24 protein-coding genes are annotated in these 22,130 nt (G+C 46.0%); all 24 read right to left on the minus strand.

Features of this window, described 5'->3' with window-relative positions:
* Window positions 1-89: 89 nt before the first annotated feature.
* On the minus strand, window positions 90-968 hold the full coding sequence (locus FTV88_RS01650; protein WP_153726457.1) for a polyprenyl synthetase family protein: 879 nt from the start codon (window positions 966-968) through the stop codon (window positions 90-92).
* A 72-nt stretch (window positions 969-1,040) separates the two neighbouring features.
* Complete coding sequence (gene xseB, locus FTV88_RS01655) at window positions 1,041-1,274, minus strand: exodeoxyribonuclease VII small subunit (RefSeq protein ID WP_153724099.1); 234 nt, start codon at window positions 1,272-1,274, stop codon at window positions 1,041-1,043.
* The gene (gene xseA / locus FTV88_RS01660; protein ID WP_153724100.1) at window positions 1,253-2,617 is read right to left on the minus strand and encodes an exodeoxyribonuclease VII large subunit; all 1,365 of its coding nucleotides are present in this window, start codon (window positions 2,615-2,617) and stop codon (window positions 1,253-1,255) included. Before xseA ends, xseB begins: the two co-directional genes overlap by 22 nt.
* 104 nt (window positions 2,618-2,721) lie before the next feature.
* Window positions 2,722-4,104, minus strand: coding sequence for an NADPH-dependent glutamate synthase (gene gltA / locus FTV88_RS01665; protein ID WP_153726458.1), 1,383 nt, complete (start codon window positions 4,102-4,104; stop codon window positions 2,722-2,724).
* A gap of 23 nt (window positions 4,105-4,127) precedes the next feature.
* Window positions 4,128-4,976, minus strand: coding sequence for a sulfide/dihydroorotate dehydrogenase-like FAD/NAD-binding protein (locus tag FTV88_RS01670; protein WP_153724101.1), 849 nt, complete (start codon window positions 4,974-4,976; stop codon window positions 4,128-4,130).
* Window positions 4,977-5,067: 91 nt separating this feature from the next.
* Window positions 5,068-6,216: a Kae1-like domain-containing protein gene (locus tag FTV88_RS01675; protein ID WP_243137253.1), complete on the minus strand. Its 1,149-nt coding sequence runs from the start codon at window positions 6,214-6,216 to the stop codon at window positions 5,068-5,070.
* The gene (nusB, locus tag FTV88_RS01680; RefSeq protein WP_153724102.1) at window positions 6,213-6,629 is read right to left on the minus strand and encodes a transcription antitermination factor NusB; all 417 of its coding nucleotides are present in this window, start codon (window positions 6,627-6,629) and stop codon (window positions 6,213-6,215) included. The genes FTV88_RS01675 and nusB overlap by 4 nt, the downstream gene beginning before the upstream one ends.
* Window positions 6,630-6,787: 158 nt before the next feature.
* The gene (amaP, locus tag FTV88_RS01685) at window positions 6,788-7,363 is read right to left on the minus strand and encodes an alkaline shock response membrane anchor protein AmaP (RefSeq protein WP_153724103.1); all 576 of its coding nucleotides are present in this window, start codon (window positions 7,361-7,363) and stop codon (window positions 6,788-6,790) included.
* 61 nt (window positions 7,364-7,424) lie between these two features.
* On the minus strand, window positions 7,425-7,817 hold the full coding sequence (locus FTV88_RS01690; RefSeq protein ID WP_153724104.1) for an Asp23/Gls24 family envelope stress response protein: 393 nt from the start codon (window positions 7,815-7,817) through the stop codon (window positions 7,425-7,427).
* Window positions 7,818-8,010: 193 nt separating this feature from the next.
* Window positions 8,011-9,372, minus strand: coding sequence for an acetyl-CoA carboxylase biotin carboxylase subunit (gene accC, locus FTV88_RS01695; RefSeq protein ID WP_153724105.1), 1,362 nt, complete (start codon window positions 9,370-9,372; stop codon window positions 8,011-8,013).
* 10 nt (window positions 9,373-9,382) lie between these two features.
* Entirely contained in the window at window positions 9,383-11,365 is a 1,983-nt protein-coding gene (gene accB / locus FTV88_RS01700; RefSeq protein WP_153724106.1) for an acetyl-CoA carboxylase biotin carboxyl carrier protein, read from the minus strand.
* Window positions 11,366-11,698: 333 nt separating this feature from the next.
* On the minus strand, window positions 11,699-12,379 hold the full coding sequence (locus FTV88_RS01705) for a SpoIIIAH-like family protein (protein ID WP_153724107.1): 681 nt from the start codon (window positions 12,377-12,379) through the stop codon (window positions 11,699-11,701).
* A gap of 3 nt (window positions 12,380-12,382) precedes the next feature.
* Complete coding sequence (locus FTV88_RS01710) at window positions 12,383-13,042, minus strand: SpoIIIAG-related protein (protein WP_153724108.1); 660 nt, start codon at window positions 13,040-13,042, stop codon at window positions 12,383-12,385.
* 58 nt (window positions 13,043-13,100) lie between these two features.
* A complete protein-coding gene (gene spoIIIAF, locus FTV88_RS01715) occupies window positions 13,101-13,742 on the minus strand; it encodes a stage III sporulation protein AF (protein ID WP_153724109.1) in 642 nt (213 codons plus the stop codon).
* 29 nt (window positions 13,743-13,771) lie between these two features.
* A complete protein-coding gene (gene spoIIIAE / locus FTV88_RS01720) occupies window positions 13,772-14,992 on the minus strand; it encodes a stage III sporulation protein AE (protein ID WP_153724110.1) in 1,221 nt (406 codons plus the stop codon).
* Complete coding sequence (spoIIIAD, locus tag FTV88_RS01725; RefSeq protein ID WP_153724111.1) at window positions 14,989-15,390, minus strand: stage III sporulation protein AD; 402 nt, start codon at window positions 15,388-15,390, stop codon at window positions 14,989-14,991. The genes spoIIIAE and spoIIIAD overlap by 4 nt, the downstream gene beginning before the upstream one ends.
* A gap of 27 nt (window positions 15,391-15,417) precedes the next feature.
* Window positions 15,418-15,615 (minus strand): stage III sporulation protein AC, encoded by a 198-nt coding sequence (spoIIIAC, locus tag FTV88_RS01730; RefSeq protein WP_153724112.1) that lies wholly within the window; start codon window positions 15,613-15,615, stop codon window positions 15,418-15,420.
* Window positions 15,616-15,708: 93 nt separating this feature from the next.
* Window positions 15,709-16,227 carry a stage III sporulation protein AB gene (spoIIIAB, locus tag FTV88_RS01735; protein WP_153724113.1) on the minus strand — a complete coding sequence of 173 codons (519 nt, stop codon included), beginning with the start codon at window positions 16,225-16,227 and terminating at the stop codon, window positions 15,709-15,711.
* Window positions 16,228-16,272: 45 nt separating this feature from the next.
* A complete protein-coding gene (gene spoIIIAA, locus FTV88_RS01740) occupies window positions 16,273-17,340 on the minus strand; it encodes a stage III sporulation protein AA (RefSeq protein ID WP_243137255.1) in 1,068 nt (355 codons plus the stop codon).
* Between the two features lie 192 nt (window positions 17,341-17,532).
* Complete coding sequence (locus FTV88_RS01745) at window positions 17,533-18,114, minus strand: CD1247 N-terminal domain-containing protein (protein ID WP_153724114.1); 582 nt, start codon at window positions 18,112-18,114, stop codon at window positions 17,533-17,535.
* 138 nt (window positions 18,115-18,252) lie between these two features.
* The gene (gene efp / locus FTV88_RS01750; protein ID WP_153724115.1) at window positions 18,253-18,810 is read right to left on the minus strand and encodes an elongation factor P; all 558 of its coding nucleotides are present in this window, start codon (window positions 18,808-18,810) and stop codon (window positions 18,253-18,255) included.
* A 198-nt stretch (window positions 18,811-19,008) separates the two neighbouring features.
* Window positions 19,009-20,109: an aminopeptidase P family protein gene (locus FTV88_RS01755; protein WP_243137257.1), complete on the minus strand. Its 1,101-nt coding sequence runs from the start codon at window positions 20,107-20,109 to the stop codon at window positions 19,009-19,011.
* 15 nt (window positions 20,110-20,124) lie between these two features.
* On the minus strand, window positions 20,125-20,640 hold the full coding sequence (gene aroQ / locus FTV88_RS01760; protein ID WP_153724116.1) for a type II 3-dehydroquinate dehydratase: 516 nt from the start codon (window positions 20,638-20,640) through the stop codon (window positions 20,125-20,127).
* An 86-nt stretch (window positions 20,641-20,726) separates the two neighbouring features.
* On the minus strand, window positions 20,727-22,073 hold the full coding sequence (locus FTV88_RS01765; RefSeq protein WP_243137259.1) for a TldD/PmbA family protein: 1,347 nt from the start codon (window positions 22,071-22,073) through the stop codon (window positions 20,727-20,729).
* Window positions 22,074-22,130: the final 57 nt, after the last annotated feature.

A 22,130-nucleotide genomic window follows, 5' to 3' on the forward strand; every position in this document is an offset into this window, starting at 1 on the left:
AAGGAATTCATAACGCCTGACCCCACCACAAGGTAGCTATTGCGTGTTAAAGCTCATGTCCATAAGAACACTACAGAATCATCGCTGTGCTAATTCTCTCGCTCCAGCAAGTAAAGTGCCAACTGACGAAGCAGTTCTGCCTCTGAACCGAAGGGTTCTAGTGCTTCTACAGCCGACTGTACAGCTTCTTCTGCCGCTTCTCTCGCTTTTTCTACGCCTAGCAAAGAAGGATAGGTTGATTTTTGGTTTTTCTCATCGCTACCAACAGGTTTGCCTAGCTTTTCTGTATCTCCTTGGATATCTAAAAGATCGTCCGTAATCTGGAAGGCAAGGCCTAAGTATTCGCCATAGGCAGAGAGTGCTTCAATCGCTTCATGAGAGCCCCCACCTAAAATGGCACCCGTGCGGAGAGATGTTTTAATCAGAGCGCCTGTTTTGTGTTGATGTATGTACTCCATCGTAGGAAGATCAATGGCCTTTTCTTCCGCTTCCATGTCCATAACTTGTCCGCCGATCATGCCTTGACTTCCAGAAGCCTGAGCGATTTCTGTAATCACTTGCAGATAGCGCTGTGCTACTTCCGCCGACTGGCCTTTCGCTTCAGCAAAAGCTGCTTCTGCTAAGAGACCAAAAGCTCTTGTAAGAAGACCATCGCCAGCGAGAATGGCCATGGCTTCTCCGTACACAATATGATTCGTTGGTTTGCCACGGCGAAGGTCATCATCATCCATGGCCGGCAAATCGTCATGGATTAAAGAGTAGGTATGAATCATTTCTAAAGCACAAGCTGCGGCCATAACTTTGTTCTGGTCACCTTGGACAGCTTGGCACGCTGCGAGTGCCAGAAGGGGACGCAATCGTTTGCCCCCAGCAAAAAGGCTATAGCGCATTGATTGATGGATTATCGAAGGAATGGCCTCTTCTTCGGGAAGAGCTTTCACTAAAGCTTGGTCAATCTGTTGCGCCATTTTTTTTAATTCTTTTTTCAAATCATAGGTCTGCTGAGCTATCGTTTCTACTTGCAAGGACAGATGACCTCCTTACTCTTCTGTCGAGAAAAGCTCTAGATTTTCTGGTGCTTCTATCAGCTTCTGTACTTTCGCTTCAAAAGCTTCAAGCTGACCGTGACAACGCCGCACAAGAACAATACCTTCTTGAAAAAGCTCTAGCGATTGATCTAGGGTGACATCGCCTTTTTCTAAGGCACGGATCACTTCTTCGAGACGGGCCAGCGCATTTTCATAGGAAAGGTTTACTTCTTCTCTATCTGCCATCGCCGAGACTCCTTCCTTTTTTCCACTTTGCAAGTCAATTCACCTTTGCCTAAGGTAACATGAATCTGATCTCCCACCGAGACTTGCGTCGCTTCACGCAGGATTTGTTCTTTCTCATCAACGCAAAGGGCAAATCCTCGCTCCAAAACAGATAAAGGGCTCAAGGCATCGAGCATGGCGCCTTGTCGAGCTACTTCTTGGCGTCGTCTCTCTATCGCCTGGTTCGCCTGCTGTATCAACCGTTTGCGCAATTCTTCAATACGCTGGGTCATCCACTGAAAACGCTGCGTTTCTACCGTAGCAAGAAGGCGTTTCTCGAGATCGCTGACTTGTTTTTTCATCTGTTCGACTCGCGCCTTTTCAAAAGGTCGTAAAAGGCGTTCTTCGAGTTGATCAACTCGCTGTTGTTGAACACGCAGATTTTGCAGAGGATTGGCTAAAGCAGGTCTTTGCTCCAGATTGATAATAGCCTGGCGAGATTTTTCCACTTTGCTATGAATAGCCCTTTGAAGCCTCATTTCCATTTCTTCTAGCTGTGCTTTGAGTCCATCATACCGGGGAACAGCCAGTTCAGCCGCGGCAGAAGGGGTAGCCGCTCGCACATCGGCGACAAAGTCACTTAATGACACGTCGGTCTCATGACCGACTGCTGAGATAATAGGAAGAGGAAAGTTGGCTATAGCGCGACAAAGCTTTTCATCATTAAAAGCCCAAAGATCTTCTCGCGAGCCACCACCTCGACCGATGATAACAACATCAACCAAAGGATGGTCTCTTAAGGCTTCTAAGGCTTTTATCAGGCTTTTTGGTGCTTCCTCGCCTTGCACAATCGCTGGTGACAAGATTATATTCATGTTCGGATAGCGCCGAGTAATGACTGCGTAAAGATCCCGAATGGCAGCACCTGTTGGCGCTGTTACAATTCCAACGGCGCGCGGTAGAAAAGGGAGAGGCTTTTTGCGCTCTGGTGCAAAAAGACCCTCTCCTTCTAAACGTTTGCGGACTTGTTCTAAGGCTAGATAAATACCTCCAAGTCCAGCAGGCTCCATCTCTTCGGCATAGAGTTGGTAGATACCATCGCGGGCATAGACCGAGATGCGCCCTCGAAGAATTACTTTCAGACCGTTTTCAGGGCGAAACTTTAGAAAGCGAGCCCGTCCACGAAACATCACTGCTTTGAGGGTGCTTTCTCCATCTTTCAAGGTAAAGTACATATGTCCGGAGCTGTGGTGCTTAAAGTTCGATAGCTCTCCTTCAACCCAAAGATTGAGCAAGCTCTCTTCCTGGCTGAACAGTCCTTCGATGTATTCATTAAGCTCCGTGATGGACCATACTTTTCTCATCGAAAGCCTCCGTTCTTTTCTCTACAGAAAAATAGCTTCACGGAGAAAAATCTGCTTTCCCTGGCCCCATGTTCGGTAAAAAGGGCCCTTCGGCAGTTCAAGCTTTATTTGCTTTGCAAATATTGATCCATAGCGCGGGCTGCTTTTTTCCCTGCGCCCATCGCCAGAATAACTGTTGCAGCACCGGTAACAATATCACCACCGGCAAAAACGCCCTCTAGAGAAGTGCGTCCCTCTTCGTCTGCATAAATCGTTCCTTTGCGATTCAGCTCAAGTCCTGGTGTAGACTGCGTTACGAGAGGATTGGGACCTTGTCCAATCGCTACAATCACGGTGTCTACTTCCATAAAGAATTCTGATCCGTCAATAGCCACAGGTCGGCGGCGGCCTGATTCATCAGGCTCTCCCAGTTCATAGCGTAGACATCTCATTCCTTTGACCCAACCTTGTTCATCACCTACGATTTCTACAGGATTGGTAAGGACTTTAAATTGCACACCTTCTTCGTGGGCATGTTCGATTTCTTCCGCTCGAGCTGGCATCTCTTTTTCCGATCGACGGTAGACAATCGATACTTCTTCGGCTCCAAGTCGAAGGGCCGTACGTGCTGCATCCATCGCCACATTACCAGCACCGAGGACAGCCACTTTACTGCCAGCACGAACAGGCGTGAGAGCGTTGGGAAAGTCGTAGCCTTTCATCAAGTTGGTTCTCGTTAAAAACTCATTGGCTGCAAAAACACCACAAAAGTTTTCACCAGGAATCCCCATGAAATTAGGCAATCCAGCACCTGTGCCGATAAAGATAGCTTCGTATCCTTTTTGCTGCAGTTCTTCGACTGTAAAAGTCTTGCCACCTACCATATTCACTTGCACATTGACGCCAAGCTGGCAGAGGGTATTAATTTCTTTTTCTACAATTGCTTTGGGCAAGCGGAATTCTGGAATTCCATACATAAGAACGCCACCAGCAACATGTAGCGCTTCAAAGACTGTAACATCATAACCGAGGCGAGCCATATCGGCTGCGCAGGTTAAGCCAGCGGGACCCGCTCCAATGATAGCTACTTTTTTGCCTTTTGGACTGACTGTTGATGTCGCAGAGGTACACTTTTCTTTTGCCATCTGCCCTTCTTGGGCCATTTCCCAATCGGCAACAAATCGTTCTAGACGCCCGATGGCAACGGGCTCTGACTTAATGCCTATAATGCACTTGCTCTCACACTGGCTTTCTTGAGGACAGACACGACCACAGACAGCTGGTAAAGCATTTTTCTCTTTGAGCTGTGCTGCTGCTTCCGCAAAATTGCGTTCTGCAACAGCTTGAATAAATTCAGGGATCAGAACTTCTACAGGGCAACCATCGCGGCATTTGGGCTTTTTACATTGCAGACATCGTTGTGCTTCTAAAACAGCTTGTTCTTCTGTATATCCAAGGGCTACTTCACGAAAATTTCTAATACGTTCTTCCGGCGCCTGGCAAGGCATTTCTTGCCGGTTGGGACGATCTTTTACTGACACCCGCAATGGCCTCCTTTATGCTCCAGTGCTGCTAGGGCTCTCTTTTCTTGATCTTTATAAATAGCCAATCTTTTTATGGCCAAGTCAAAATCAACGAGATGACCGTCAAATTCAGGGCCATCAACACAGGCAAACTTGGTCTCTTCACCAACTTGAACTCGACAAGCGCCACACATGCCTGTACCGTCCATCATCAAAGGATTCATGCTAACGATGGTTTTGACAGCCCAAGGGCGTGTAACATTGGCAATGGCGCGCATCATGGGCATAGGACCAATGGCCCAAACAGCAGCAAGCTTGCCTCGCTCTGCATAGAGATCTTTCAGCGCATCGGTTACAAAGCCTTGACGTCCATAGGAGCCATCGTCAGTACAAACAATAAGCTTGTCACTGACAGAGGCCATCTTCTCTTCCCAGATCAGCAGATCTTTGTTGCGTGCGCCAATAATAGAAATGACTTCATTGCCTGCTGCTTTCAGAGCACGAGCAATGGGAAAGATTGGCGCAATGCCAATACCACCACCGACTAAAACAGTCGGTCCATCGAAAAGTTCAATCTCAGAGGGAACGCCAAGAGGACCTACAAAATCTAGGATTTCGTCGCCTTCTTCCATCTGTCCAACCAAAGTGGAACTTGCCCCTAATTCTTGAATAATCGTTGTAATGGTACCTTTTTCACGATCATAATCGGCAATGGTTAGAGGAATTCTTTCTCCTCTTTCATTGGCACGCATTATAAAAAAATGTCCAGCCTGGGCTTTTTCTGCTACCATCGGTGCTCTCACTTCGAATTCTTTGACAGCAGAAGAAAGAACTACTTTTTTTACGATAGGGTACATGCGCTGTTGCTCTCCTCCTAAAAAAAGGGCGACCCCTCTTGGGCACCCCTATTGTATGTTGTCGCGGTTGCTCAATTTTTTTAGTTTATCACTAAGATTTGTAAGGGTCAACGACAATGGATGAAGTTTCTAGCCTTTTATGACCAATTAAGGCGACGCCTACAGCATTATCTCCTGATAGCTGTGGTGTTGCAAAAGCTAGCTGAGCGCCTACCGCTTTATGTTCTAACCGATGGCGCAGTCGCTGACGAAGGAAAGTATTGGCGGCTACGCCACCGACGATAAGAATCTTTGAAATTTTTTCTTCTTCTACGGCTTTGCGCAAGATTTTTTCTAAGGTAGAAGCAATACAACGTTCCACAGCGCGAGCAATATGACTCGCTTGGCCGGTCCTAAGTACAGATTTCTCTCGGTTGACAGTATCACAGTCGTTGGCACTATCTAACTTGGAAATCATCCGCAATGCCGCCGTCTCGGCGCCTGAGAAACTAAGGTTGTACCCTTTGACGGCAGCAGGCAAGAAGATCTGATCCTTTTCTTCTGTCGCTCTTGCAGCCACTTTTTCTAATTCCGGTCCTGCCGGAAAAGATAAACCAAGGGCAACACCTACACGATCAACAAGTTGTCCAGCATGGAGATCTAAAGTGCCACCTAATTTTTTAATCTGAAACATTGTTGCATTGTACGCAGCGGCATCTTCACAGTGGCTTATCTTTGTACTCTCATATTGAACTCGCAACAACTCTGTAGTCCCACCAGAAAGATGAACTGCCAAGAAAGGGCTTTGTAACCATTCGTCCCTTTGACCCACTTCCTGGGCCGAGTAAAGACCTGCCATAATATGTCCTTCTTGATGGGAAGTCTCAATCAAGGGTACTTCTAAGGTCGTCGCCAAAGCATGGGCCACAAGATAGCCAGCTCGAAAGACAGGCAGATAGGATTCCGGCTCTGGCCTAGGACGCGTCGAAATCGCTACTGCTTCTATCTTTATTTTCTTGCCTCCATCGCGAAGTTCCTGCAGAATTTCTGCTAAAAGTTCTGGCAAATGTTGCCCATGCAAAAAAAAGGCATCTCCTTGCCGGAGACCCCTTTCGCCTTTTTTAACAGGTAACATACGTCGCTTCTCCGCTCGGACTTTTCCTCTCTCGTCGACAAAAGCAAGAGAAGTCGTATAACAACTTGTATCAAAAGCAAGAATGCCTGAGATAACCGGTTCACTTTTTGTGCTGTCCTGCATCATGATTGCACCTGGTTTTGTAGTTCTCGTGCCAGTTGACCTAAGATACCATTGATGAATTTAGCCGCTTCTTCGCCAGAATAGATTTTCGCCAATTCTAAAGCTTCATTGATCGCTACATTATTCGGTACCTCAGGGCTATATAGAATCTCATAGACAGCTAGACGTAAAAGGTTACGATCTACGTTCGCCAGTCGACTTAAGTTCCATTCAACAGCGAGGCGACCTATGGTATGGTCAATGGCTTCGCGGTTCTTTTCTACACCTTCAACGAGATTGCGTGCAAATTGAGCCGCTTGCTCACTAACGCTAAATTCCTCGCAGGTATAGGTTAAAGCAAATTGTAAATCAACACGGCCCAGCTCATGTTGAAAAAGAGTTTGCAGGGCTGTTTCCCTTCCGAGGCGTCTACTCAATCTCTACCGTTCCTTTCTGTAACAAGCAAAAGTCTCTACTATCCATCATTATATAAGGATAAAGAGTTTTTTCGGTTGCCATAGGCTTTCGCATTCTCCATTGTTGACACTATATTGTTTCCAATTTTTATGTAATCCATGTATTGTACCGTTCCGTCTTATCGCACTTGCCTTCTTGCCTTTTTCTGTTCTTCCCAAGGCAAGTCTTTATCGATGAGAACGCGCGTTACTGTAACGCTAACTTCTTCAATTACCAGGCCCGTCACTTCTTCAAGGGCTTCCTGAATTCTCTTTTGTAATCGCGGGCCTAAGATGGGCACCATACCTTCTCGATGTGTCATTACTTTCAATTGTACCGTTAGCCGCCCTGCTTCATTCACATGAAATATTTTGATATGGGCACTGCGAACACCAAATTGTCGCGTTGCAATATCATAGATAAGCTCTTCCATGGCCCGCCGCGTCATCGTGACTTTGCCTAACTTGTTTTCTCGCAGTATGGTAGCATCTCGCTTTTTTACTGGAAGCAACAAGTAGATAAAGCGCCCAATCAAAAAGAGATAGATGGAAGAAGAGAAAGCAATAACCAAAGCAGTCGGCATACTAACAGAAAGTACATAAGGGTCTGTAGCGTCTGAGATAGTGAATCGCAGACCAAAAGAAAGAATGAAAAATGTTACTACAAGAGCGGGCAAAGCGATCAAGAGGCTCAAGAAGCGTCCTGGTATTACCATCCTATTACTCCTTTCCTGATAAAATCGGAAACCCCCTGAGAAGATTCTCAGGGGGACATGGTTACTTCAACCGGTCTTCCTCTTTTGGCTCAGGAGTTACAAAGTTAACTCCTTGAATATGGACATTGACTTCAACGACTGCCAAGCCTGTCATACTTTCAATGGATCGCTTGACATTTTCTTGTACTGCTTTGGCTACTTCAGGAATCTTGCTGCCAAAATCGACAATAATGTTGAGGTCTACAGCCGTTTCTTTTTCACCGACTTCAACTTTTACACCTTTGGTAAGATTCTTGCGACCTAACATTTCAGCGATACCGCCGCCAATGCCACCACTCATGGCTGTGACGCCTTCTACTTCTGTAGCAGCCAATCCTGCAATGGTTGCAACGACTTCGTTGGCAATCCGAATGTGACCATATTCAGCACTGACTTTTGTATTACCATTTTCCATAACAGGTACCTCCTGGTATATGTTTTGAAAACACTATATAGCTTCTAATGATATTATTGTACCAGAGAAAGGGAACATATACCAGAGCTGCTATAGGACAATCTGTCCGCTACTGTCAGTTTATGCAACTTGAACAAGCAGGCTCTTCTGTCGTGAAAAAAGGGCCCAAACCGATTTGTCTGGGCCCTTATAATTAATCTGTTAAGATATGACGTGGAATGAAGCTAGTATAAACTTCACCGGACTGGAAGACAGGATGGGCAAGTACTCTTTGTTGGAAGGGAATGGTCGTTTTGATGCCATCAATGACAAATTCATCGAGCGCTCTTTGCATACGCTGAATGGCTTCCTCACGAGTGCGGCCCCAGACGATCAGTTTACCTACCATAGAGTCATAAAATGGTGGAATTTTATAACCGTTGTAAACAGCACTGTCGATGCGAACACCATAACCACCAGGAATACGATATTCTTTGACTGTGCCTGGGGAAGGCATAAAGTTCCGGTCGGGATCTTCAGCATTAATTCGACATTCCATGGCCCAGCCGTTGATGACAATATCCTCCTGGCTATAGCCGAGAGGTTCACCTGTAGCAACACGAATCTGCTCTTTAATCAAGTCAATACCTGTGATCATCTCTGTAACAGGGTGCTCAACTTGGATACGGGTGTTCATCTCAATAAAGTAATATTGACCATGCTTGTCAAGTAAGAACTCTACAGTACCGGCGTTCGCGTAGTCTACTGCTTTGGCAGCAAGAATGGCTTGTTGGCCCATCTCATAGCGCAATTCTGGCGTCAAAGCCATGGAAGGTGCTTCTTCAATGAGCTTTTGATTCCGTCGTTGTACGGAGCAGTCACGCTCGCCAAGGTGAACGATTGTACCATGTTCGTCAGCCAAGATCTGGAACTCAATATGTCGTGGTTCTTCTACAAGCTTTTCAATATAAACAGCTTTATTGCCAAAAGCTGCTTCTGCTTCTGCTTGCGCTGTTTGCAAAGCATTGGCTAAGTCTTTCTCCGTTTGAGCAACTCGCATTCCTCGTCCGCCACCGCCAGCAGAAGCTTTGATCAAGACAGGATAGCCAATGTCAGCTGCAATTTTTTCTGCTTCTTCTTGTGTAGTAACGACGGATTTTGAACCTGGAACGACGCGAACACCAGCGCCGATCATCGTCTCACGAGCCACTGACTTAGCACCCATTAATTCAATGGCTTTGGCACTAGGACCGATAAACTTAATCCCTACGGTCTCGCAAATCTCTGCAAAATAGGCGTTTTCTGCAAGAAAGCCATATCCTGGATGAATCGCATCTGCCTTTGCGACAGTCGCTGCACTGATAATATTGGTAATATTCAGGTAGCTCTTGTTTGAAGGCGCTGGGCCGACGCAGTAGGCTTCATCGGCAAGTTTGACATGAAGGGCATCACGATCGGCTTCTGAAAAGACGGCCACTGTCTCAATGCCCATTTCACGGCAAGCTCGAATAATGCGAACGGCAATTTCACCACGGTTAGCTACCAATATTTTCTTAATTGTACGACGCTCTACCATTGGTAACCCCCTACGCTTTTTCTATGAGGAAAAGAGTTTGACCGTATTCTACTGGTTCACCGTTTTCTACTAAAATATCGACAATAGTGCCGTTCACTTCTGCTTCGATCTGGTTCATAAGCTTCATTGCTTCAATGATACAAACGGTAGCACCTGCTTCTACTTTGCTGCCTTTTTCTACATATGGACGGGCATCAGGAGCTGGTGCCGCATAGAAAGTACCCACCATAGGAGAGGTGATAGCCACAACGTTCGGATTATTTGCATAATCTGGCTTCGCTTCTTCAACAGGCTTTTCTTCTACTACAGCAGGAGCAGCCAGTGCAGGTGTTGAAGTCACTACAGGGGCTGGAGCTTGAGCCTGCGTGACAACAGGTGCTTGGGCTTCTACTGCATAAGAAAGACCTTTGCGAATTAAGACTTTTACACCGTCATTTTCCACTTGAACTTCACTGATATCCGTTCCATTGATCGCTTGAATCAGTTCTTTGACATCTTGAATGTTCACTTCGATTTCCTCCTTCTGCGCTTTGCCTGCTGAGGCAAGGGCTTTGCGATTCTCTGGGGCAGTAGCTGCCTTGCTGACTTTACTATCTGTGGTTGCTGTCTTTGCCTTGGTAACGGGCGCCGTACTGGTTGGCCCTGTTATATGATGGGGATCTTTGCGATAATCAAAGAATTTAAGAGCGACTTGTGGAAAGAGTCCGTAAGAGAGAACATCTTCTTCGCTATGTGCTAAAGGACCTAGCTCTTTACGCAACTTCTCCATGGCTGGAGGAAGCAAGTCAGCAGGACGTCCTTCAATGGGGCTTTCATCTTTGAGTATCTTTTTCTGTATTTCTTCATTAATAGGCACAGGTGGCTTGCCGTAAAGACCTTTGACATACCCTTTTACTTCGCCCGGCACGAGCTTGTATCGTTCACCTAAGAGTACATTTAGAACCGCCTGCGTACCAATGATCTGGCTTGTCGGTGTTACCAGCGGTGGATAACCCATGTCAGCGCGCACCTTTGGAATCTCTTCCAGTACATCGTTTAAGCGATGGGATGCTTTTTGCTCTTCCAATTGAGAAACTAAGTTGCTGATCATACCACCAGGTACTTGATGATCAAACACTTGCATATCGTTAATTCGAGTCACGCCGCGACTATAGCCTAGGCGCTTGCGAAGATCTTCGAAATATCTGGTAATTTCGAAAAGTTCGTGAATATCTAAGCCCGTATCAAATTCTGTGCCCGATAAAGCTCTTACTAGCGTTTCAATGGGTGGTTGGGAAGCACCGAAAGCAAGGGGCAAAGCTGCTACATCAATAACATCAGCACCGGCATCCACACCTTTTAAGAGGGCACCTACAGCCATACCACCAATGTAGTGGGTATGCATCTGCAAAGGCAAGTCTACTTGCTCTTTGATTTTGCTAACCAATTCCCGTGCTTGAAAGGGCATGAGCAGTCCGGCCATATCCTTAATACAGAGTGAGTCTGCACCCATATCAGCCAATTTTAAAGCCGTCTCTACATAATGGTCCATCGTATGAACAGGGCTGATGGTATAGACGATAGCGGCTTGTACGTGCGCACCTGCTTCTTTGGCGTACTTAATCGGTGCTTCTACGTTACGCATATCGTTCAAAGCGTCAAAAATCCGAATAATATCGATACCATTTTCAACAGATTTGTGTACAAAAGCTTCTACAACGTCATCGGCATAATGGGTATATCCTACTAGAGATTGACCTCGTAACAACATTTGCAACTTCGTGTTGCGAAAATGGCGTCGTAATGTTCGCAAGCGCTCCCAAGGATCTTCATTCAGATAGCGCATGCAGACGTCAAAGGTGGCGCCTCCCCAGACTTCTACGGAGTGGTAGCCGATCTTGTCCATTTTGTCTACAATGGGCAGCATATCTTCTAAGCGCATGCGAGTGGCCCATAAACTTTGATGTCCGTCACGCAAAGTTGTATCGGTGACTTTTACCTGTTTGTTTGCCATTTACTTACCTCCATCACCGTCGCGGCCTGGGTCACTCTGTCACAAACCGTGTTGCCGCAATCTTTTTCATCATCCATTCTCCGTTTTTGTAGAAAGATAGACTCCGCTGTAATATTTTGTCTAGTTCAATCGCACTAGACTCCTACGTTACATTATATGAAGTTTATTAGGGTAATGCAAGAGTTGAGAAAATGTATACACAATACAAAAAAGAGCCACCCTCTTTCCTTTTAAAGTAAGAGGGTGGCTTATTATTAAGTTTGTCCTGCTTATAACGTATCTATGCCCTGGTCCCAACGAACAGTTGCCCTATCCATCCTGCACAAAGTACTTTCACTGAACCATAAGCGAGATCGAGGTCGTTGAGGCACCGGTAATGCTGGACACTGTTTCAATGACGCCTTTTTTACTATCTTTTGTTAGGTTGTCTCCTGATATAACGACTGAAACACTTCCAGGTTGAATGACGACAACAGCGTCATCGTAGCCCTGGGCAATGAGAATTTTTTCTGTCTCTAGCTCTTTGCGCATCAATTCTGTTAAGTAAAGTAATTTTTGTTGTGCTTCTTGACGCGTCGTTTCTCCTGAGCGACTGTTATTTGTGATTTCACGGAGTAGCTCAATTTGTTGGCTTCGGGTGCGTTCTCGCTCCATGCGATATTCAGAGAAAAAGTTATTATTTTCTATGTTTTTTTGTAATTCCATCCATGGATTGGCAACGTCTTCATGCGCAAAAGGAAGATCTTCGACTACGGTAGCGGCGACAGAACTCTCTGGACTTGCTTCTATTTTTTCTTCTAGCTCTATTCCTTCTATGGTGTCCATTTTTTGAAGTACGTAAGTAAAAGCTTTATCCCCGAGTAGATGAGAGCTTTTGAAGCTTAATCCGACCAGAAGCAGGGCTGTTAGCCCTATCACCAGCAAGAAAAACCGTGGTGGGATAGGAGATCGCTTGGTAGCAGAACTTTTTTTGAAGTTACTTCCGCTCTTGCTTGAAAAACTTTGTTTCTCCATCTTCTACATCCCTCCTTCTCGGGGAAAAATACTTACTTTGTGTGCCGGTACATCGAGCAAGGTACAGACGGCGCGGCTGATTTTTTCTTTGATGGCACTGTCTTTGGCGCCATCGGCAATTATCAAGACACCGGCGATTTCATAACGCATTTCTCGAACGACAACAGGCTGTTCTCTAGAGTTCGTTCCTTCTCGCATCACTACGAGTTGTCGTGCATCACTCGTGTCAGTGGTAATTCGCTCGCCGCCTTGCTTGTCCTTTTCTTCAATCGTGCGATTGTTAGCATTGACATTAATCGCATACTCCGCTTGTGTGCCCTGGGCCAAACTAACACGCACTTCTGTGGCACCTACACCCGCAATGGCAGAGAGAGCACTGGCAACACGCTCTTCCAGCAATCGTTCCTGCGCAGCTAGTTCACTGCCTCGTTGAATCCCTGCCAATGGGTTCTGTGCCTCAATTGTTGCGGCTGCTGTGGCGGCAACAGTCCCTTCCTTGCTTTGTCGATTCATTTCATCGCTTTGAATAAGAAAAAAAGTAAGCCCGAGAAAAAAAAGAATCGCTACGAGACTGAACATTTTATGCTTAGAGAGATTCCAAAAGTTTGTTCTAATGCTTGAGTTCTCTTTTACAATGACCCTCTCTTTTGATTTCTCCATCATCTATCCACCTCGGTTTTTAATCACTTTTTGTTGCATTTGTTTTCGTCAATGACCTTTTTTACTCCCACGTTACAATGATTTTCTCAACAGGTACACCATAGAGACTTGATAAAGTCTGAGCTAGCTGGGATGATAACTCCATTTTTTCATAGATTCGATTTTGTTCTGCCTCTTGTTCCACCATGGATGATACAGGGCTATCCGATGATTCGCTATCAATTGGCTCTATCTGTACAGGTTCAACAGATGGAGACGCGAAAAGAGATCCCTGCTCATCTCGCAGATGGAGCCGAATCTGGCGAATCCCTTTTTCTTCGTTTTCATCCAATTCGATTTGTGCTTGTGCTTCTTGAATACCATTTTTGAGTGTTGCAACAGCTTCGATTTGACGCTCCAAGCGAAAACGAGCTTCTTCTCTGGCTCTATCCCAAGTCTGTTGCCGCAGGTCTTCTCCTTGCCGTTTGATTTCTTCGTAACTGCCGACCAGTTCTTCAGGCAGAGCCTGTTGACTCAATGTCTGGGACCAGTCCTGATGATGGAGCATGCTCATTAGGGGATTGAGGATGGCTACCATTATAAAAAGTCCTACAACAAGTCGTACAAGATTTTGGAGGCGGCTGTTGGGCATGAGCATGTCCAGAATGGTACCAACCAGAATGATCAGTAAAACTTGCTGGATAATGTCACTGAGGATGTTCAGTACACCAGCCTCCTTTCATAGACTTTTTCCTATCGCATCATAACAGTAACGTTTCCTGCGCCTACAACAATCGTGAGCGCCAAGAAGAACATCATACCGACAGTGGCAACGGCACCAAATATGAGAGCGAGACTGTTGCCTATGATATCAAGACTGTCGGCAAGAGGACTGTCACCCATCGGTTGGAGAATGGCACCAACGAGTCGATACACGATAACCATGGCTAGTATTTTGAGAGCCGGTAAGACCGTAAGGACAATGATGATCAAAGCACCTAGAATACCGATACCATTTTTCAACAGAAGCGATGAGTTGATCAGAAGTTCAAAAGTATCGGTAACAAGACCGCCAACAACAGGAATGAAAGCATCGGTGGCATACTTGGCTGTACGCAAAGTAAGACCATCGGCTACAGCACCAACAGCACCATAAATGCTGATCACACCGAGAAAGAGCGTAATAAGCAAGCCCATCAAAAGCTTGTAACCATCTTTAACGAGATTGTAAAGGTTTTTGGTCTTAAAACTCGGAGAGATATGGTTAATAATTCCTAAGACAGTGGCAAAGAAGATAAGCGGAAAAATCCAGTTTTTTATCAATGTGCTAATGACTGTGATGGTGCCGAGAATGATAGGATGAAAAAGCGCCCCCGAGGCAAAACCACCCATGGCTGTTAGCAAGGTAAGCATGATCGGAAGTATGGCTTGCATGAATTGAACCATGTCATCAATGGCATTGCGTCCTGTTTGAACAGCACTATGAAAACTATGTAAGGCGATGGTAATAAGAACCATGTAACCAGCGGCAAAAGCAACTTTAGACGTGGTGCTCCCATCAAAAGTAGCCTGCATGTGGTTGAGAATGGCTACAACGACAGCAAGTATGATCAATTGCCCCATTAATGCTGTGTTCGCTAAAACTTCATGGAAAAGATAGGTTAAGACGGCTTGTAAAAGTGCCGAGAGAGAGAAGCTCACTTTACCGTCTCGGAGGTCCTGAAACAAAGTGCTAAAGTTAATAGAAGGAAGGAATCGACCTTTATCTCGCTCAAGTTCATCAAGAAATTGTTGTAAGGCACTAAGATCGATAGCTTCGATTGTTTCTTCCACGGCTTGGGTCGTATCTGGTGATGATAAGGAATCTTGTAAAGAGAAGGGGCTTTCTTGCGCCTCTCCGAGAGAGAGGCTCCAAGGACAAGCTAGCAGGAAAAAAAAGAGAAGCACGATGACTTTTTGACTCCGAGCTTTCATGGTCCACCTCCTTGTGGTAGGAGGTTAATCAGTGTCTCGATCAAAGCAAGAATAATAGGCAAGGCCATAACCATGACAAGGATTTTGGCAGCCAATTCAACTTTAGAGGCAATGGCTGATTCTCCAGCGTCGCGGCAGATCTGAGCGCCAAATTCTGCAATGTACGCAACACCAACAATTTTTAGCAGTGTCGTAAGATAGTAGCGATTGATTTGAGCTTGATGGGCTAGATCATCTAGCACCTGAAGGATGGCCGATATTTTGGTCAGTATGAAAAGAAACAGTATAACACCTGCGGCGATGCTCAATTGCACAGCCATTTCTGGTCTTTGTCTGCGAATTACAACGAGTAGGACCGTGGCGATAATACCAACGCCTACGACTTGGAGAATCTCCACCCTTTTTCCCTCCTTGCCAATCCCCCCTTAGTAGAGAAAAAAGACCGATTTGACTTCTGTAAATAGCTCACTGATAAGCCGGATGACCATAAGGGTAACTAGAACGACGCCCCCAATCGCTAAAAGCTGAGCCAGTTCTTCTCTTCTTGCTTCTTTTAAGATGGAGTAGAAAACGGCAACAAAAATACCGATACCAGCGATTTGAAAGATTTGAAGCATGTCCATAATTGTGTCCTCCCCTTTGAATTACGCAATTATCATTGTTTTTATCTGTAAATGAAGCTTATTGAGCCGATCTTTCTATTGTGCTTTTCATTACTACCATAGTACGAGGACGATGGCTGCACCTGCTAAGACACCCCCATAAGACCAGACCTTCGCCAGGCGTTGGCAATCTTCTCGCGCTTCTTTTTCTAGCCATTCCAAACGCTTTTTTACTTCTTCAATACGCAAAAGCTGATCTTCTTTGGGTGCTGAACCTAGACCAAGGGCTAGGCGTTCTATTTCTTCACCTTCTTTTTTTTGCAAGGCTGTGTTGACTATCCAGGCTTGTAGCGATTCACTCCAAAGCTCGTCAGCACCACGACCCTGGCTTCCTCGTAAGCGCTGGGCCATATCTAGAAAGAGTTGGCTTGTCGGTTCACCACTGATACGTCCGGCCTGTTCCATGGCTTGCGGTAAAGGGACGGCACCGTAAGAAATTTCTGTAGACAAGGCGGAGAGAGACGACTGTAGTTGAGCCAAAATTTTAGGACGACGATGGAGTTCTGCAGCTTTCCATAAGCCAGCACTGCTACAGGCGCCAAGGATAAGCAAGGCGCCTATGATTTTCCACATTTTTTGCCTCCTCCCTAGCAAGAGAATTGATAGCAACAGAAGTACTTATTTGAGTTTTTTTCCTTCTTCGTTATATATGGCTTTGATTGTGCCTGGTTGAGGACGGGGACTTAAGATGATAATGCGTTGAAAAATAGTAAGCTTTTTCATCGCTTGGAGACCCGGTCTTTTATCCATATCACTGTATTGATAGCCGTGAGCCGTAGCAAGCAGCGATACGCCGCAATGCATGGCTTCTTCCACAGCTAAGACATCCTCAGTGCGTCCGATTTCATCTGTGGCAAGAACTTTCGGTGAAAGAGAGCGAAGCATACGTAAGAGACCTTCTGACTTGGGACATCCATCGAGGACGTCTGTCCGAGGGCCTATGTCATTTTGCGGTACACCTCGATAGGAAGCTGCGATTTCTGACCGCTCATCAACAAGGCCAACTGTCATACCAGGGAGATTGAGGGATGGGCAACCGGTGCTGATCTGTCGGACAATATCACGCAAAAGCGTCGTTTTACCACCACCGGGCGGAGATAGAATCAGCGTAGAAAGAAAAGGCCTCTCTTCAGGTCCTCGCAGGTAGGGGATTATTGAATCGGCAATGCCGGTAATCTGACGTGCTATACGTATATTGAGCGATGAAACAGGATGGATCGTTTTCACTTTGCCACCTTCTAAGACAACTCGACCGGCAAGGCCTACGCGGTAACCACCAGGTAGCGTAAGAAAGCCTTGACGAAATTCTTCTTCAAAGGCATAAATGGAGCATTCAGACATGAGATGCAAGGTCTGTAGTAGTTCTTCTGCCGTAGTCGAGCGAAGAAGAATATCACCATGGGTGCAGACAATATTGAGGGGACGACCGCTGCGCAGGCGGATTTCAGAGACATTGGCAAGTGATATTGTAGGATCTTGTAGAATTTCTGTAATAAGTGGCCGCAAGGTAGGCGCTAGGTAAGGCAGAAGTCTATCGACCCAACCACTTTCTAGGCCTAGTGAAGATTCCTGATCAAGAAGGCTTGTCTCACTGGTTGACGATGAGGTCACTTGAAGTGTTTGGACTTTAGGTTTTGTTTTTAGCGTTGTGCTTTTTTTGGCTTCTCTGTCCCAAGTTACTCGCACTGCTTATCCCCCCTATCTATCACAAAGATATGGCGGCTTTGGCAAGTTTATGCAATCTCTCTGGCAATGAAAAAAAAGAGCCCTGCGCCAAAGTCGTAACTTTGCGCAGAGGCTCTTCTATTATGCTCTATGAACTCTACTAGAGTCGTTTCAATGATATGGAGGCAAACTTGCAATCTTGCCTATCTGCCCTTAGTTATGATGGTGGTAGTGGTAAGGGCGTGCACGATAGGTTTCTCTAGGCGGTCTGCTTTGGGGAATTCGAGTCGCTTCTTCGTTGTTTCTAAAGCAAGGGCTGTCTTCGTCGTCATCGTCGCATGCCGTCATGTCTAGATCTTCGCCATCTTGTACGTAAACTGTATGATCGCAAGTCGGGCAAACAACTTCTAGAACTTCGTCATCATCGAGATCTTCTTCTTCAAAGCAAACTGTCTCGTTGCAAGTTGGGCATTCAAATTCAATTACGTCATCATCGTCGTCATCGCAGTCGCAGAGGATCCCATCGTCATCGTCATCGTCAAAATCCTCGTCATCGAAGTCGTCCTCTTCTAAGTCATAGAAATCATTTTCAAGATCGACTAGGTCTTCGTCAATGCTTTCTACCATTTCTTCTAACGATGCTTGATTTCTTCTGACTTCTTCGATTTCCTCGGCCATCGTGTCCAAAATAGTAATCATTTCACTGAGCAGTCGGCCTTCGCGGGGGTCGGCCTCGATCTTCATTCCTTCTGCCATTCCCTTTATATAGGAAATTCGTTCCTTTAGTGAAGGCATAAAAAGTCCCTCCTCGGCAACTTATCTACCTTAGCGTTTTGCCAAAGGCTCTGTCTAAGTATTCCCGGGAGGCTTTTATTTAACAAGATTAGGCAAATTAATTTTTCTTCCTTGTCCGATCTTTAGGGGCTACTGACGTTACGCTCTAGAAACGTAAGCGCCATTGCGCGTGTCAATGATTAAAACATCGTTCTCATTGATAAATAGAGGAACTTGTACGATCGCACCTGTCTCAAGGGTTGCCGGCTTGGTAGCACCCTGGGCTGTATCACCTCGCACGCCTGGTGCTGTCTCAACGACCCGAAGCTCAACCGTATTGGGAAGCTCTACACCCATAAGGTTGCCTTTCCAGGTAAGAATGTGAACTTGCATATTTTCTTTAAGAAAACGAATCTCGTATTCGATCTGTTCCTTTTGTAATGTTGTCTGTTCGTAGTTCTCCATATCCATGAAGGTGTAGCTATCGTCATCGTTGTACAAATACTCCATGGTGCGGCGCTCCATATGAGCTTTAGGAACTTTTTCACCAGCCCGGAAAGTGCGCTCTACAACGCCACCTGTTCTGATGTTTTTTAGCTTGGTACGAACAAAAGCCGCACCTTTGCCTGGCTTAACATGCTGAAACTCAATAACCTGAAAAGCATCGCCATCAAGCTCAATGGTTGTACCAGTACGAAAATCGTTAGAAGAAATCATTCCGTCAGTAAACTCCCTTCAATCACTCTGTGTGAGTGATATGGTTCATAAAAATTTCATCTGTAAGAGTAATTCTTTTCTATGACCTTGTAAGGTTTTCCTGCTTTCAGCAGCCAGAAAATCTTCCTTGCTTCGTAGATTTCTAAGGTTGCCCTAGGGCGCCCCTTGAAAGCACCTAGCATAGATTCTTTCGCAATCCTACTCTATTATTGTGAGTTCTGACGTTTTGGGGGCACTTGTCAAGTTGCGACAACCTTCTTCCGTGATTATGACCATATCTTCTATGCGGACGCCACCCCAGTGAGGGATATATATGCCCGGTTCAATCGTGACAACTTGACCGACTTCAAGAATGTCTTTACTGCTTGGTGAAAGTTGCGGTTTTTCGTGAACGACAAGGCCAACGCCGTGTCCAAGGCCATGACCAAAGTAATCGCCGTAACCTGCTTTTGTAATACTATCTCGAGCTACAGCATCCACTTCACTGCCTTTTCGTCCCGGTCCGATGAAGTCGAGAGCCCTTTGTTGCGCTTCTAAAACAGTCCTATAGACTTTTTGCTGTTCTTCTGTAGCTTTTGCCATGACAAAAGTGCGCGTTGTGTCAGAGCAATACCCATCGAGGCGACAGCCAAAATCAATGGTGACCAGTTCACCGGCCTCAATCACTTTGTCTGTAGCGACACCATGGGGCAAAGCCGAGCGAAGACCTGAAGCAACAATAAAGTCGAAAGCGATGCCTTCAGCACCTTCTTTTCTCAGGTAAAACTCTAACTCTAAAGCAACTTCTTTTTCTGTTAAAGGAATAGAACTTCTAAAACGCTCTTTCATATATGCAAGAATATGTTCGTAGCCTTGATCAGCCAAAGCGACAGCTCGAGCCACTTTTTCTTGCTCCGCAATGTCTTTGACAGAGCGTATTCTTTCAAGTAAGCCCTCCTGATTCGTCCAAGTTACATCTGGAAGAGCTTTCGTTAGAATTTCTTTCTGGGCTAGATTGATATGGTTATACTCAAGAGCAATGTTTTTCCAACCTGATGGAGTGACAATTTCTTGAAGAGCTTTGACCCAAGGCCCTTGCTGGCGGTACAGCTTCCATTGGGGACTTTGCTGTTGCGCTTGCTCCCAATAGCGAAAATCCGTCACAACGATCTCTTCCTGGCGCGTAATTAGTAAAAAGCCTGCAGTACCCGTAAAACCTGCAAGGTAGCGTCGATTGTGGGGCTCCATCACCAGCAAGGCATCGGTCTGATCAGGCCAGTGGGCGCGGAGCTTTTCCAATGCTGTTGTGGCACTCTTCAAGTGTTAAATCCTCCTTTAAGGTGTTGCTTCTAAGTAGTTACGAGCAGCGATGAGGGCTAGCGTGTAACTGTAAGCGCCAAAGCCACTAATCTGGCCGATGGCAAGAGGCGCTAGCATAGAACGATGACGAAATTCTTCACGACCATGAATGTTGGACAGGTGTACTTCAATAAAGGGTATGGCTGTGCCAGCAAAAGCATCGCGCAAGGCAATGGATGTGTGGGTATAAGCACCTGGATTGATAATGATGAGATCCTTTTGGTCCATGGCGCTATGGATCTGGTCAATCAGATCGCCTTCGTGATTCGATTGGAAGCTTTCCAAATCCCAACCCCAGCTTTCAGCGAGGTTTTTCAGTTTATGTTCGATTTCTGTCAGGTTTGTATGACCATAATGAGACGGTTCACGTCGCCCCAGCAAGTTCAAGTTAGGGCCATTGAGGAGGAGAATGCGCTTTTTATGGTGGCTCTGGGGATAAACTTTCGCTTTGAAGGGACTTTGAGGCTGTAATATATTGTTTGTTGTAGTCATGGGGTAAGGGTCCCCCCTTTACTATAGTATTTGTGGGGGTAGAAAAACCCCCACAAAGATAGGGCTGAATCATCACTCGATAGAGCTTAATCACCACTGACAGGAAGACTTTTAATTCTTACAGTAGGAGCGCCTTTGCCAACGAAAAAAGTAAGATCATTGCCAATGCCATCAATGTTCTGGAGTAACTCCATCAGATTGCCAGCAATGGCCACACCGCGAATCGGCGTGGTCAGGCGACCTTTTTCGATTAACAGTCCAGCAGCACCGATAGAAAAGTCTCCTGAAATGGGGTTGGCTGTGTGCATACCCATAACTTCTGTCACATAGAAGCCATAGTCTATGTCTTGCATCAGTTCATCGGTACTTTTGTTGCCTGCCTGGAGATAAAAGTTGGTTGTGCCTACTTCAGGCGTTCCACGAAAAGAACCTCTCGTACCATTGCCTGTCGAAATAACGCCTTCTTTGCGAGCTGTATAACTATTGTGCAAGTAATTTTTCAGAATGCCTTCTTCGATCAAAACAGTTCGCGAGGAAGGAACGCCTTCGCCGTCAAAAGGTGCCGAAGCAATGCGACCTTCTAAGCGTCCATCGTCAACAAGGGTTACTGTTGGGGAAGCAATAAGCGTATTGCCTTTACCTGCTAGAGGAGATTTGCCTTTCTGAACAGCTTCTGCTGTAAGCGATGGTGTCAAGATGCCCATAAACTGTGTTACTACGTAAGGATCGAGCAGCACTGGCATGCGCTTAGAGGCAATTCGTTTGGCACCGAGCATACGCACGGCTTTGTGAGCTGCTTCTTGCCCTACTTTGACAGGGTTAATATCAGAAAAGCGAAGACCATAGGAAAGAGCAAAGCCTGTCTGGTTTTCGCCTTTTTCTTCAGCCACCAAATAGGCGTAAGCACCACAGTAAGCACCGCGGTAGGAAGCGTCGACGCCACGAGAGTTGACAATGGAAACGGTATATTCCGCATCTTGATAGGAGGAACGCTCGGTGATAGCAATTCGCTGATCAGAAGCTCGAGCGGCTGCTTCAATTTCTTTGGCCAAATTGATTTTGGCTTCTACGGATGTATTGCCAATCTCTGGATCGAAGGTATCAACTTGCGGGTACCTATCTACTTTGGAGGGCAGGACGTGATAGGGGTCTTCTCCCGTCCAAACGGCATTGGCTAAAGCCCGCTCTACTGTCCCTTCGAGAACTTTTTCGTCTAGATCGGAGGTATAGGCGTATCCCATCCGTCCGTTTTTGAAGATACGCAGTCCAATACCACGATCTTCAGCAAGCTTCATCGTTTCGACGACGCCTCTAGATACGTCGATGGAAAGTTCTCTGGCATCGAGCCCGTAGGCTTCGGACATTTCTGCCCCTTTACGTTGGGCAAGTTCCACCATTTTGCGGGTTATTGTGCCCATATCGATTCGACTCACCTTCACACCTGCCTTCTAAAATGTGCTATTCCATATTGTAACCTTTTTGAGAAGTAT

The sequence above is a fragment of the Heliorestis convoluta genome (assembly GCF_009649955.1).
Classification (GTDB): domain Bacteria; phylum Bacillota; class Desulfitobacteriia; order Heliobacteriales; family Heliobacteriaceae; genus Heliorestis; species Heliorestis convoluta.

Excerpts from the sequence above, each read along its gene's own strand:
- accB (WP_153724106.1), bottom strand. The coding sequence starts at position 11,365 with ATGGCAAACAAACAGGTAAAAGTCACCGATACAACTTTGCGTGACGGA.
- FTV88_RS01705 (WP_153724107.1), bottom strand. The coding sequence starts at position 12,379 with ATGGAGAAACAAAGTTTTTCAAGCAAGAGCGGAAGTAACTTCAAAAAA.
- spoIIIAC (WP_153724112.1), bottom strand. The coding sequence starts at position 15,615 with ATGGACATGCTTCAAATCTTTCAAATCGCTGGTATCGGTATTTTTGTT.
- aroQ (WP_153724116.1), bottom strand. The coding sequence starts at position 20,640 with ATGACTACAACAAACAATATATTACAGCCTCAAAGTCCCTTCAAAGCG.
- FTV88_RS01710 (WP_153724108.1), bottom strand. The coding sequence starts at position 13,042 with ATGATGGAGAAATCAAAAGAGAGGGTCATTGTAAAAGAGAACTCAAGC.
- FTV88_RS01670 (WP_153724101.1), bottom strand. The coding sequence starts at position 4,976 with ATGTACCCTATCGTAAAAAAAGTAGTTCTTTCTTCTGCTGTCAAAGAA.
- FTV88_RS01745 (WP_153724114.1), bottom strand. The coding sequence starts at position 18,114 with ATGCCTTCACTAAAGGAACGAATTTCCTATATAAAGGGAATGGCAGAA.
- FTV88_RS01675 (WP_243137253.1), bottom strand. The coding sequence starts at position 6,216 with ATGATGCAGGACAGCACAAAAAGTGAACCGGTTATCTCAGGCATTCTT.
- amaP (WP_153724103.1), bottom strand. The coding sequence starts at position 7,363 with ATGGTAATACCAGGACGCTTCTTGAGCCTCTTGATCGCTTTGCCCGCT.
- spoIIIAE (WP_153724110.1), bottom strand. The coding sequence starts at position 14,992 with ATGAAAGCTCGGAGTCAAAAAGTCATCGTGCTTCTCTTTTTTTTCCTG.
- FTV88_RS01650 (WP_153726457.1), bottom strand. The coding sequence starts at position 968 with ATGGCGCAACAGATTGACCAAGCTTTAGTGAAAGCTCTTCCCGAAGAA.
- FTV88_RS01690 (WP_153724104.1), bottom strand. The coding sequence starts at position 7,817 with ATGGAAAATGGTAATACAAAAGTCAGTGCTGAATATGGTCACATTCGG.
- spoIIIAB (WP_153724113.1), bottom strand. The coding sequence starts at position 16,227 with ATGTGGAAAATCATAGGCGCCTTGCTTATCCTTGGCGCCTGTAGCAGT.
- accC (WP_153724105.1), bottom strand. The coding sequence starts at position 9,372 with ATGGTAGAGCGTCGTACAATTAAGAAAATATTGGTAGCTAACCGTGGT.
- gltA (WP_153726458.1), bottom strand. The coding sequence starts at position 4,104 with ATGCCTTGCCAGGCGCCGGAAGAACGTATTAGAAATTTTCGTGAAGTA.
- xseA (WP_153724100.1), bottom strand. The coding sequence starts at position 2,617 with ATGAGAAAAGTATGGTCCATCACGGAGCTTAATGAATACATCGAAGGA.
- efp (WP_153724115.1), bottom strand. The coding sequence starts at position 18,810 with ATGATTTCTTCTAACGATTTTCGTACTGGTACAACCATTGAGCTTGAT.
- xseB (WP_153724099.1), bottom strand. The coding sequence starts at position 1,274 with ATGGCAGATAGAGAAGAAGTAAACCTTTCCTATGAAAATGCGCTGGCC.